The organism is Haloimpatiens myeolchijeotgali, assembly GCF_042688525.2.
GTDB lineage: Bacteria > Bacillota > Clostridia > Clostridiales > Clostridiaceae > Haloimpatiens.
This window is the reverse complement of record NZ_JBHWAB010000001.1, coordinates 3,699,308-3,712,208: the sequence shown is the minus strand read 5'-3', so window position 1 is coordinate 3,712,208 and position 12,901 is coordinate 3,699,308. Positions and strand designations below refer to the sequence as shown.

The window sequence follows — 12,901 nt, the reverse complement described above, 5'->3', positions numbered from 1 at the left end:
TATTATGAAACTTCAAGTTGCAGGATTTCTAGATAATTCATTAGTTAATGGAAAAGGATTTAGATCTGTAGTTTTTGTTTCTGGATGTAGGCATAACTGTGAGGGATGTCAAAATAAATCTATGAAGGATTTCAAATATGGTGATAGTGTAGATGTAAAAGAAGTTTTTGAAAGAATAAAAAAAAATAGGCCTATAATAAAAGGAGTAACTTTTTCAGGAGGAGAGCCTTTTGAACAGTCTAAAGCCTTAAGTAAATTGGCAAAAGATATAAAAGACGATGGACTTAATCTTTGGAGTTATACTGGGTATACTTTTGAAGAAATATTAAATAGTAAAGATGAAAATAAAGTAGAACTTTTAAAATGTTTAGATGTATTAGTAGATGGAAAATTTGATAAAAATTTAATGAAAAATGCTCCTAAGTATGCTGGTTCAAGTAACCAAAGAATAATTGATGTACAGACTTCTTTGAAATCAAAAAAAGTTATAATTTTGAAGTAATCTGCAAAAATTATGTAGTTCACTTTCATATATATAAATAGAAAACTTTAATTATTATGAACTGTAATTGTCGATTTTTAACTATATTAAAGGTATTATTCTTTGTTTTGTAAAGGTTTAGCGAAAAAATTATATTAAGAAAAATAGCTCTATGTATATTAGAGCTATTTTTTTTACAATATTTTAAATAAGAAAATAATTTAATATGAAGGAAATATGATATAATTTATCATATTATTGAATATTTATGAAATTTGTATTATAATATAAAGAAAAAAGAAAAGGAGGATAAATATGTCAGAAAAAGGATTGCCCAAAGGGGCGTATGGACTTAAGGAAGGTCAAGAAAAATATACTCCTTATGTGCCAGCTGGTAAGGTGATGCCTGAATTCACGGTATTATCAGTAATAATAGGAATTATTTTAGCTATTGTATTTGGTGCAGCAAATGCATATTTAGGACTTAAAGTTGGAATGACAGTTTCAGCATCAATACCAGCGGCAGTTATTTCAATGGCTATTGTAAGAGTAATCTTAAAAAGAAAATCTATTTTGGAAAATAATATGGTACAAACCATAGCATCTGCAGGAGAATCAGTAGCAGCAGGTGTAATTTTTACAATTCCAGCACTTTTTTTGTTGAAAACTGATCCAAGCATATTTACAATGGGAATCATATCATTAATAGGTGGTACTCTTGGGATATTATTTATGATCCCAATAAGAAAATATTTAATTGTTCAAGAACATGGTAAAATTCCATACCCTGAAGGTACAGCTTGTGCAGAGGTTTTACTTGCAGGAGAAAAAGGAGGATCTAGTGCAGGTCTTATATTTGCAGGTGGAGGAGTAGGTTTACTTTATAAATTTTTAGCTGACGGTATTAAATTATTTCCAAGTAGAGTTAGTTATGGGTTTAAAGGCGCTTTAAATGGTGGAGGAATAGGAATAGATGCATATCCAGCATTACTTGGAGTAGGATTTATAATTGGTCCTAAAATAGCATCTTATATGTTAGGTGGAGCAATTTTAGGATGGTTTTGTTTTATGCCTCTTATAGCTTTAATTGGGGGAGGAAATACTATTTCTCCAGCAACTATTCCAATAAATCAGATGGATTATTGGAAAATATGGGGCAGCTATATTAAATATATAGGTGCTGGAGCAGTAGCAGCAGGAGGCATCATAAGCTTGATTAAATCTTTACCAGCTATGATTTCTTCATTTAAGGAAGCAATGAATGCATATAAGAATAAAGGTAATAGTACAGGAACTATAAGAACAGAGAAAGAACTTAGTAGTAAATTTATAATAAGTGTTATTGTAATCCTTGTAGTATTGATGGTAGTACTTCCACAAATTCAAGTTGGATGGATAGGAGCTATATTAGTAGTTGTATTTGGTTTCTTCTTTGTAACAGTTTCATCAAGAATAGTAGGTATTGTTGGAAGTTCTTCAAATCCAGTATCAGGAATGACTATAGCTACACTGCTATTTACAGCACTTATCATGAAATCTATTGGAATGACTGGTAAAGCAGGTATTGTAGCGTCAATAAGTGTTGGGGCTATAATTTGTATAGCAGCAGCAATAGCAGGAGATACTTCTCAAGATTTAAAAACAGGTTATTTAATAGGATCAACTCCTAGAAATCAACAAATAGGAGAACTTATAGGGGTTTTAGCAACTTCATTAGTAATAGGATTTATATTAATAACTCTTAATAAGGCGTATGGTTTTGGATCTAAGGAATTAGGTGCACCACAAGCAGCTCTTATGAAAATGATTGTAGAAGGTATAATGTCAGGAAATCTTCCTTGGAACCTAGTATTTGTAGGAGTTGGCTCTGCTGTAATGCTTGAATTATTTGGAATCCCAGTTTTGCCAGTGGCAATAGGATTATATCTTCCGATACATCTTTCAACACCAATAATGGTTGGTGGACTTATAAAAGGCATACTTGATAAAAAAGTTAAAGATGAAGAAGAGTTAGCAGAAAGAAATGAAAGAGGAATTCTGTATTCTTCAGGACTTATTGCTGGAGAAGGTTTAATGGGAGTTATTATAGGAGGAATAGTTGCATTTGCAGGAGACTTTGGATTTAGTAAGCCACCACTAGGACAAGCTTTTACTTTAATATTCTTTATGATTATAATATTATTGATTGCACATCAAGTATTTTTCAAAAAGGTGTCTAAGACAGAATAATTAAATTGAATACTAAAAAGAATTAGGGGAAGTTACCCTTAATTCTTTTTTTAAACATTAAGTGAAATTTTAGAGTAGATAGTTACAGAATAAAAAATGTAAAGGTAGGGAAGTAATGGTGAAAAAAGATAAAACAAAAAATGCATTGCTTATGATTCCAAAACGAAACAAAAATATAACATGGGAAAAAGAAAATGATGTAATTAATTTAAAAATACATAGAAATAGGGGTAGGGACAAAATAATGCACAAAATATTTAAAACTCCTTTAGTTATAAATATTGAATTAGATGAGTTAGGAGCTTTTGTATGGGAAGCATGTGATGGAATTAAAAATATACAAGATATATCTGAAGAAATTGTAAAATATTTTGGTAAAAGAGCAGAACCAGTATTAGAGAGATTGATTACTTATATGAGAATTCTTAAAGATAATAAATTTATTGATTTGGAATAATAAAGGTATAAGTTTTAGCATAAACATTTAAGTAAGAACAGAATTAGGGGTGAACGTTATATGGTTTTTAGGTATATAATTTACTTTGTTTTTGTTATATTGATAACTATGGTTTTGGTATACATAGGTTCTATAAAAGAAAGAAATTTACCAATAGAACTTACTAACAAACTTTATGTTAAGTGTTCTGGAAAGATTATTAGTTATTTAAAGAAAAATGAGAGTGCAACTATGGGAGATATTCAAAATGTAATAAGAGGTATTAGTACATCTTTATTTTGGAGTAAAAAAAGAGTTCAAGTGCAAAATCCTGTACAATTTTCTGAAGTAATTGTAGAAAAAATGTATCAAGAAGGTAAAATATTTATTCAAATGAAAAAGAATAAAAAAATATTTATTCTAGCAAACAAATAATTTTAGATGAAAAAACAAAAAAGTTTAAAGTATAAAGAGTGAAGTTTCCGAAAAAAAGCGTCGGAAACTTTTTTTACTATTAAAATGAGGTATTTATATATGATTTATTGAATATATTTTAATATAAAAAATAATTTGGGAGGATGTATATGGCTAAAAAAGGGTTGCCAGAAGGAGCATACAAATTAAAGGAGGGACAAAAATATGTTCCTTATGTTCCAAGCGACAAGATAATGCCTGAATTTACTGTGCTTTCTGTTATTTTAGGTATTATTCTTTCTATAGTGTTTGGCGCAGCAAATGCATATTTGGGACTTAAAGTAGGGATGACAGTTTCAGCATCTATACCAGCTGCAGTAATTTCAATGGCGATTGTAAGAATAATCTTAAAAAGAAAATCTATTTTAGAGAATAATATGGTACAGACCATAGCATCAGCAGGAGAATCAGTAGCAGCAGGAGCTATATTTACGATTCCAGCTCTATTTTTATGGGGAGAAAATCCAAGTGTACTAGATATGGGACTTATAACATTAATAGGTGGTATTCTTGGAGTATTGTTCATGGTTCCTATAAGAAGATATTTAATAGTTGAAGAACATGGACGCCTTCCATATCCAGAAGGTGCTGCATGTGCTGAAGTTTTAGTTGCAGGAGAAGAAGGCGGAGCAAGTGCAGGAGTTGTTTTTGCAGGTGGAGCTGTCGGTCTTGTTTATAAGCTTTTAGGCGATGGAATTAAATTGTTTCCAACTGAAATTAGTTATGGATTTAAAGGTGTTTTAAATGGAGCGGGAATAGGAATGGATGTATATCCAGCATTGCTTGGAGTAGGTTTTATAATTGGACCTAAAATTTCTGCTTATATGTTAGCTGGAGCTGTTTTAGGATGGTTCTGTTTTATGCCGTTAATAGCTTTAGTAGGTGGAGGAAACATTATTGCTCCAGGTTCTATTCCGATTAATCAGATGGATTACTGGACAATATGGGGTAGTTATATTAAATATATAGGTGCTGGAGCAGTTGCAGCAGGAGGTATTATAAGTCTTATAAAATCACTTCCAACAATAATTTCTTCTTTTAAACAGGCAATAAAAGGATATAAGAGTAAAGCTGTTAACTCTACTTTGAGAACTGATAAAGAACTTAGTAGTAAATTTAGAATAATAATTATAATTGTTCTAATAATATTGATGGCTGTACTTCCTCAAATCAAGGTAAGCTGGCTTGGAGCTATATTAGTAGTTATTTTTGGTTTCTTCTTTGTAACAGTATCATCAAGAATAGTAGGCATTGTTGGAAGCTCATCAAATCCAGTTTCAGGTATGACAATTGCAACACTATTATTTACTACACTTATAATGAAAGCAGCAGGTTGGCAAGGTAAAGCAGGCATGGTAGCATCACTTTGTGTAGGTGCTATAATTTGCACAGCAGCAGCAGTAGCAGGTGATACTTCACAAGATTTGAAAACAGGTTATTTGATTGGATCAACACCTAGAAAACAACAAATAGGAGAACTTATAGGGGTAGTAGCTTCTGCATTAGTTATAGGATTTGTAATGATAACTCTTAATAAAGCTTATGTATTTGGTTCTAAAGATCTTGGAGCACCACAAGCTACTCTTATGAAAATGGTTGTTGAAGGTATAATGGCAGGTAATCTTCCATGGAATCTTGTATTTATAGGAATTGGTTCTGCTATAATAATAGAATTATTTGGACTTCCATCACTTCCAGTAGCAATAGGATTATATCTTCCAATACATCTTTCAACACCAATAATGGTTGGTGGAGCAATAAAAGGAATACTTGATAAGAAAGTTAAGAAGGAAGAATTATTAAAGGAAAAGACTGAAAGAGGAATTTTGTATTCTTCAGGGCTTATTGCTGGTGAAGGATTAATGGGAGTTATAATTGCAGCTATTGTTGCAGGTAGAGGAAGTTTTGGGTTTGATGAACCAGTATTAGGACAATTTGCATCTATAATATTCTTTATATTAGTGGTATTAACGTTATTACGTCAGGTGTTTTGGAAAAAAAGTAAAATAAATAGCTAAAGAATATAAATTACCCAATTTTCAATTTTTAGATTTAATAAAAATAGATTGAAAATTGGGTATTACAAATATATAAAGCTGGAGGTGTAATTTTGAAAAGTAGAAAAAAAAATGCATTATTTATGGTTCCAAAAAGAAATTTTAAAATAGATTGGCAAAAAAATAATAATATAATAACCCTAAAAATAAAAAGAGATAAAACTATAGATAAAATTATGCATAAGATATTTAAAACTCCTAGAATTGTAAATATTGAATTAGATGAAATAGGATCTTTTATTTGGGAAAATTGCGATGGAAATAAAAATTTACAAGATTTATCCCAAGAGCTTCATGTATGCTTTGGAAAAAAAGTAGAACCAGTACTTGAAAGATTAATTACTTACATAAGAACTCTTAAAAATAACAATTTTATAGAATTAAATTAAAGAAAAGTAGCTGTTGCATTAAAAAATTTGCATACAATATATTGTAGTATTTACTCTTAGTGCGACAGCCCCTTTTAAATTATATTGAAATAATTACAATATACAATATATTGTAAAATAATAGATATATAAGATGTATTAGAAAATAATAGAACATATATGCTATGATATAAATACTACATAATATTTATAGAAATTATATGAAAATTTTGAAATCACTAAAGATTTAAATTATGGAGGGAGTTAAATGTTGAAAAAAGATTTAAAAGATAAAGATGTAGATTTAACACAAGGCAGTATAACTAAAAATTTACTTAGAATGTCTTTACCTACAATGCTTGGGTTTTTATTTCAAACAGCATATGATTTAGTAGATATAATGTGGATAGGAAGAATTTCTGCAAAAGCTATAGCAGCTGTAACTATTTTTACTACTATATTTTGGACAGTTGATATTTTAAATGAAATCATTGGGACAAGCTCTGTATCCTTAATATCTCAAAGTTATGGAAGTGGAGATATGGAAAAAACTCAAGTTGCTATAGAACAAACACTAACATTTAAGGCTTTTGTTGCAGTTATTGCAGCAATTATTATGCTTATAATTCTAAAACCATTATTAAGAATTTTTTCTACAGATCCACAAGTGTTAAAACAAGCATTAGATTATGGATACATACGAATATTCTTTTTACCAATAATGTTTTCATCCTTTTCTGTTAATACTGCATTTAGGTGTATTGGACAAGCAGGAAAACCAATGAAAATAATGATAATAGCATCTATTACCAATATAATTTTAGATCCTATTTTTATGTTTGATAAAATCACTATACCTATATTTGGGATTACTAAAGTTAGTATTCCAGGATTTAATTTAGGCATTTTTGGAGCAGCTTTGGCTACGGTTATTTCAGTAACACTTGCTTTTTCCATAGGATTTTTTATATTTATAACTGGTAGGGAAAAGATTAAAATTTCAATTAAAGGTTTATTTAAGTTAAATTGGCCTGTAGATAAAAAACTTTTAACAATAGGACTTCCATCTGGCTTTGAGATGTTGACTAGAAATTTAGCTAATGTATTTACATTGAGGTTTGTTAAAGTATATGGAACAGCAGCTATAGCTGCTATGGGAATTGGAGGTAAACTTTTTAATTTTGCTTTTATGCCTCTTGTAGGGCTTTCAATGGGAGGAAGTGCTATAGTAGGGCAATGCTTAGGTAAAAAAAATATTGATAGGGCAAAAGAAACTTCTAAAAAAGCTAGTCTTATGGGGGCTATAACAATGCTAGTTGTAAGTGGTTTTGCTATTGCTTTTTCTAAATACATAATGAAAATATTTACTAATGATATAGAGGTAATATCAATAGGAGTACCTATGATAAGAATTTCTATATCAGGACTTATTGTGATAGCAATAGCTATGGGGTTTGGTACAGCTTTTTCAGGTTCTGGATATAATATACCATTTTTTGTTTCTAGTTTAATATCAAGATGGTTAGTTCAACTTCCAGTATTATTTTTAATAACTGTTATTTATAAAGTTAATATAAAATGGATATGGATTGTATTTTTAGTAGTTGATTTTATGGAATTTTTAGTACTTAGCATTTTCTACAAAAAAGGCAAGTGGAAGAAAAAAACAGTGTAATATTAATCATATAGATATTAGAGAATTTAAATTGTAACATATATGTAAAATTATTTACTAAATATTTAATATTTCATGTCAGAATGTTATAATAGGTTTATCAAAAATTACCACAATTAAGATATGTTTAGATATAAACCAAGTAATATAATATTTTCTAATTTACTATTGTTTATAATTAAATTTAAACGGCGTGAAAAAATATGTAAAATATATAAATTATAGTATGATTTATATATAATTTAAGTACAAAATATATAATTAATGGCGGTGAAATGTATGAAAAGTTACAAAAGATTGTTTGGAATTTTTACTTTTTTACTTTTCACTTTCATGTGTTCTCACAAGGCATCTGCTGTACCTGTAATTAAAAGGACATATGGAAATGATAGGTACAAAACGGCTATTGCTATAAGCCAAAAAAATTGGAACAAAGCAGATAATGTAATAATTGCATCAGGAAAAGATTTTCCAGATTCGCTGTGTTCAGCTCCTTTATCAAAGAAACTTAATGCACCAATAATTCTTATACAAAATACATTAACTAATAGTATAAAAAGCGAAATAAGAAGGTTAGGAGCAAAAAAGGTTTATATTATTGGAGGAACTGGTGTCATACCTAAAACTGTAGAATCACAAATACAAAGTATGAAATTAAAGTATGAAAGAATAGCAGGAAAAGATAGGTATGCTACATCTATAGCTATAGCTAATAAATTAGGAACGGTAAATAAAGTATTTGTAGCATTAGGGTTAAATTTCCCAGATGCTTTATCTGTAGGACCGATTGCTGGTAGGGACAATATACCTATAATTTTAGTTGAAAATAATAAAGTGCCTACTGATGCAAAAAATTATTTAAAAGGTAAGAGTATTACAAAATCTTATGTTATGGGTGGACCTAAAGTTATAAGTGAAGGTGTAACAAGAGGTATACCTAATAGTGAAAGAATATATGGGTCAGATAGATATGGAACTAATTATAAAGTATTACAAAAATTTTCGAATAACACTAATCTATCAACTGTTTACGTAGCAAGTGGTAAGAATTTTCCAGATGCATTAGCAGGTACAGCAATCGCTGTTAGGGGAGGACTTCCAATTGTTTTAGTAGATAAAAAAATGAATAATAATTCAGCAAACTTTTTGAAATCAAAATTGAATTCAAACTCTGTTATAAATGTTTTTGGAGGAACTGCAGTTGTGTCAAATGAGGCAGTAAAACCAATTGTAAGCAATAATTTAACTGTATGTATTGATCCAGGACATGGTGGAAGTGATTCAGGTTCTGTTGGAAGTAAAGGTACAAAGGAAAAAGATGTAGATTTAAATGTAGCATTAAAAGTTGGAAAGATTCTTTCAGATAGTGGAATTAAAGTTAAATATACAAGAAGTTCTGATAAGAGTGTTAGTAGTAGTGAGAGAAAGAAAATTGCAAATTCTAGTGATTTATCTGTAAGTATACATGTAAACTCATATACTAGTTCAAATGTAAATGGAGTAGAAACTTTTTATTTACAAGGTTCATCATCTTCACAAAAATTAGCGTCTGATATTCAGAATCAATTAGTAACATTAATTAATATGACTAATAGAGGTGCTAAGCAAGATACAAGACATGCTGAAGTTCAAACAACATGTCCAAGCACTCTAGTATTACTAGGTTTTATGACAAATGCTAATGATGAAAATAAATTAAGAAGTGTGGATTTTCAAAACAAAAGTGCCCAAGCTATAGCAAATGGTATATTGGAGTATGTTGGCAAAAGCCCTTCAATACCTAAAGTTACTATAACATCTATAAGTGATATTACTAAAACTGTTCAACAAGGTAGTACATATAGATTACCATCTACAGTTACAGCAACAATGAGTGATAACAGTCAGAGAACAGTAAATATTACATGGAATACATCAGTGGTGAATACAAGTAAAACAGGAACATATGTGTATGAAGGAACAGTTTACAATTATGGTAGAAAGGTTAGATTAACGTTAACAGTAACGCCTAAAGAATCTAAGCCAGATGATGGAAAAATAGTATTTTGTATAGATCCAGGTCATGGAGGATATGATACAGGAGCAATAGGACCTACAGGTATAAGAGAAAAAGATGTTACATTACCAGTAGGACTAAAAGTTGGACAAATATTATCACAAAATGGTATAAAGGTTGTATATACTAGAACAAGTGATAATGTTTCATGGCCTTCAAATGAACATGAAGACTTGGTTTCACGTGTTAATATAGCAGAAAATTCAGGTGCAGATTATTTCCTAAGTATACATTGTAATTCTTTTGGTAGACCTTCTGCTTATGGAACAGAAACTTATTATAATACATCTAACAATAGTGGAGGTGTAAGTCAAAAATTGGCTCAAGCTATACAAAATGAATTAGTTAAAGATCTTAATTCTTACAATAGGGGAGTAAAAACTGCAAATTATTATGTAAATAAATATGCTAGTTGTCCTTCTGTTTTAACTGAACTTGGATTTCTTAGTAATCCAGAGGAAGAAGCATTATTAAAAACATCAGAATATCAAACAAAATGTGCTAAAGCAATTGCTGATGCAATATTGAATTTTGTAAAAAAATAAATTTAACAACTATCCTAACTTTTAACAATAAAGGAAGGATAGTTGTTTTTTATTAACTTAACTCAATTTTCGTAGGTGAAAAACAACCGCTGCGGGAAATGATATATTGCTTAGACAGTATTTTTTACTGTGGAAGTTGAGTAACTTAACTTTCACAAGTAAAAATAGTGGCTATGAGAAAACTTTTAATATTTAGAATTCTGTGAAAAAATTAGTATAACTATGTAAAAGTATTGTGAAAAAACATATAAAATGCATAAATTATAGTGTATAATTTATGTATTATTTAAGTACAAAAGATGAAATGGTGGTGGTATGTATGAAAAATTACAAAAGATTTTTAGGGATTTTTACTTTCCTATTTTTAGCATTTATGTGTTCAAATAAGGTATTTGCTGCACCTAACATTGAAAGAATATATGGAAGTGATAGGTATAAAACGTCTATTGCTATAAGTCAAAAAAAATGGGGAAAAACAAATAGTGTAATATTGGCATCTGGCAATAGCTTTGCAGATTCCTTATGTGCAGCTCCTTTATCAAAAAAATTAGATGCACCAATAATTCTTGTACAAGATACATTGACAGAAGATGTGAAAAAAGAAATAAGAAGATTAGGAGCCAGCAAGGTTTATATTGTTGGAGGGACAGGTGTTATACCTACAACTACAGAATCACAAATTACAGGTATGGGATTACAGAAAGAAAGAATAGCAGGAAGAGATAGATATGCTACATCTATAGCTGTAGCTAACAAAATAGGTGGAAATAAATTATTTGTTGCATTAGGAGAAAATTTTCCCGATGCACTGTCTGTAGGTCCTGTTTCAGGAAGGGATATGATACCTATAGTGTTAGTTCAAAAAAATAGAATACCTACTGAGGTAACAAACTATTTAAGAGGTAAAAGTATTACCAAATCTTATATTGTTGGAGGAACTGGTGTTATAAGTTCAAATGTAATGAACGGATTTCCTAACAGTGAGAGAATATATGGTTCAGATAGGTATGAAACTAATTATAAAATATTGCAAAAGTTTTGGGGAAATAGTAGTATGCCAACTGCTTATGCTGCTAGTGGTAAACAATTTCCGGATGCACTCTCTGGTGCAGCTGCTGCAGCAAAACAAGGACTTCCTATTGTTTTAATTGGAGAAAGTATAAATAATAATATATCTAATTTTTTGATAACAAAAATGGGTTCTAACTATAGAATAAATGTTTTGGGTGGAAGTGCAGTAGTACCAGATAATGCTTTAAATCAAAAGTTGACAATATGCATTGATGCAGGACATGGTGGATATGATCCAGGAGCCATAGGACCTACAGGAATAAAGGAAAAAGATGTTACTTTATCAGTAGCATTAAAACTTGGAAAAATCCTGTCACAAAATGGTATAAGAATTGTATATACTAGAACTAGTGATAGTGTTTCATGGCCTTCAAATGTATCTGATGATTTAAGAAAACGTGTTGATATAGCAAAAAATGCAGGTGCAGATTATTTCCTAAGTATACATTGTAATTCTTTCTTTAGACCTTCTGCTTATGGAACAGAAACTTACTATAGTACATCTAATAATAGTGGAGGTATAAGTCAGAAATTGGCTCAAGCTATACAAAATGAATTAGTTAAAGATCTTAGTTCTTACAATAGAGGAGTAAAAACTGCAAATTATTATGTAAATAAATATGCTAGTTGTCCTTCTGTTTTAACTGAACTTGGATTTATTAGTAATCCAAATGAAGAGGCATTATTAAAAACAGCAGAATATCAAACAAAATGCGCTAAAGCAATTGCTGATGCAATATTGAATTTTGTAAAAAAATAAATTTAACAACTATCCTAACTTTTAATGTAAAGATAAGGATAGTTGTTTTTTACTTAATACAACAATTTATTGAACAGTATACATACCGTGGTTTATCATATAATTTGAAATATGTTCTCCATGTTGCTGCTCTTCTTTTTGTATGTGATTTAGAACATCACGAGCATTAGAATCTTTAAATTCAAAGATAGAAGTATCATATGTATTTGATACATATTTTTCTGTCATTAATAAATCTTCACATAATTTTTCATCAGTTTGATTTACCATACCAGCTTGTTGTACATTTTGTGGTTGATTGTTCATTTGATTTTGATTATTTTGAGATGATTGTTGATTTTGATTTAAGTCAGGAATTTGTCCATTTAACATTTGATTTATTGAATTTAGATGTTCTTGTTCTTGAGAAGCATGATTTAAAAACATTTGTTTTAATTCAGCATCACTAGCTTCATGTGCAAAATTAGTATATTTTTCGATACATAATTGTTCATGAGTTTTTTGATCCTCTAAGAGCATTCTTTCTTTTTGTGATAAGTTTAAATTCATATAATTTATCATTACAGAGTGAAAGTATTTTTTCACATTAAATTTTCTGTAATGAATCCTCCTTTCTATTTATATACTTAATTTTTCAAGATATATATAGTTATGTTATACAATAATAAATATTTTATTCGTATGAAAATTAGAGGAATTGATATAATATATTTTATAAAAAATAAATTTACACCTTGATTGACAATAAA

General features: G+C 29.4%; 10 protein-coding genes. 9 read left to right on the top strand and 1 reads right to left on the bottom strand.

Going from position 1 to position 12,901, the window contains the following annotated elements:
* Positions 1-4: 4 nt before the first annotated feature.
* The 9 genes from nrdG (at position 5) to ACFIJ5_RS16635 (ending at position 12,152) form a co-directional block, all read left to right on the top strand.
* Positions 5-502, top strand: coding sequence for an anaerobic ribonucleoside-triphosphate reductase activating protein (nrdG, locus tag ACFIJ5_RS16675; RefSeq protein ID WP_379809047.1), 498 nt, complete (start codon positions 5-7; stop codon positions 500-502).
* Positions 503-796: 294 nt separating this feature from the next.
* Positions 797-2,710 carry an OPT family oligopeptide transporter gene (locus ACFIJ5_RS16670; RefSeq protein ID WP_379809045.1) on the top strand — a complete coding sequence of 638 codons (1,914 nt, stop codon included), beginning with the start codon at positions 797-799 and terminating at the stop codon, positions 2,708-2,710.
* A 115-nt stretch (positions 2,711-2,825) separates the two neighbouring features.
* Positions 2,826-3,167: a PqqD family protein gene (locus ACFIJ5_RS16665; RefSeq protein WP_379809043.1), complete on the top strand. Its 342-nt coding sequence runs from the start codon at positions 2,826-2,828 to the stop codon at positions 3,165-3,167.
* A gap of 60 nt (positions 3,168-3,227) precedes the next feature.
* Complete coding sequence (locus ACFIJ5_RS16660) at positions 3,228-3,581, top strand: hypothetical protein (RefSeq protein WP_379809041.1); 354 nt, start codon at positions 3,228-3,230, stop codon at positions 3,579-3,581.
* Between the two features lie 149 nt (positions 3,582-3,730).
* The gene (locus tag ACFIJ5_RS16655) at positions 3,731-5,638 is read left to right on the top strand and encodes an OPT family oligopeptide transporter (protein WP_379809039.1); all 1,908 of its coding nucleotides are present in this window, start codon (positions 3,731-3,733) and stop codon (positions 5,636-5,638) included.
* A gap of 92 nt (positions 5,639-5,730) precedes the next feature.
* Positions 5,731-6,066 (top strand): PqqD family protein, encoded by a 336-nt coding sequence (locus tag ACFIJ5_RS16650; protein WP_379809037.1) that lies wholly within the window; start codon positions 5,731-5,733, stop codon positions 6,064-6,066.
* 247 nt (positions 6,067-6,313) lie between these two features.
* Positions 6,314-7,720 carry an MATE family efflux transporter gene (locus ACFIJ5_RS16645; RefSeq protein WP_379809035.1) on the top strand — a complete coding sequence of 469 codons (1,407 nt, stop codon included), beginning with the start codon at positions 6,314-6,316 and terminating at the stop codon, positions 7,718-7,720.
* 279 nt (positions 7,721-7,999) lie between these two features.
* Positions 8,000-10,321: an N-acetylmuramoyl-L-alanine amidase gene (locus tag ACFIJ5_RS16640; RefSeq protein WP_379809033.1), complete on the top strand. Its 2,322-nt coding sequence runs from the start codon at positions 8,000-8,002 to the stop codon at positions 10,319-10,321.
* A 319-nt stretch (positions 10,322-10,640) separates the two neighbouring features.
* A complete protein-coding gene (locus ACFIJ5_RS16635; RefSeq protein ID WP_379809031.1) occupies positions 10,641-12,152 on the top strand; it encodes a cell wall-binding repeat-containing protein in 1,512 nt (503 codons plus the stop codon).
* Between the two features lie 66 nt (positions 12,153-12,218).
* Here ACFIJ5_RS16635 and ACFIJ5_RS16630 read toward each other — a convergent pair whose 3' ends face one another.
* On the bottom strand, positions 12,219-12,701 hold the full coding sequence (locus tag ACFIJ5_RS16630) for a spore coat protein (protein WP_404661472.1): 483 nt from the start codon (positions 12,699-12,701) through the stop codon (positions 12,219-12,221).
* Between the last annotated feature and the right edge of the window lie 200 nt (positions 12,702-12,901).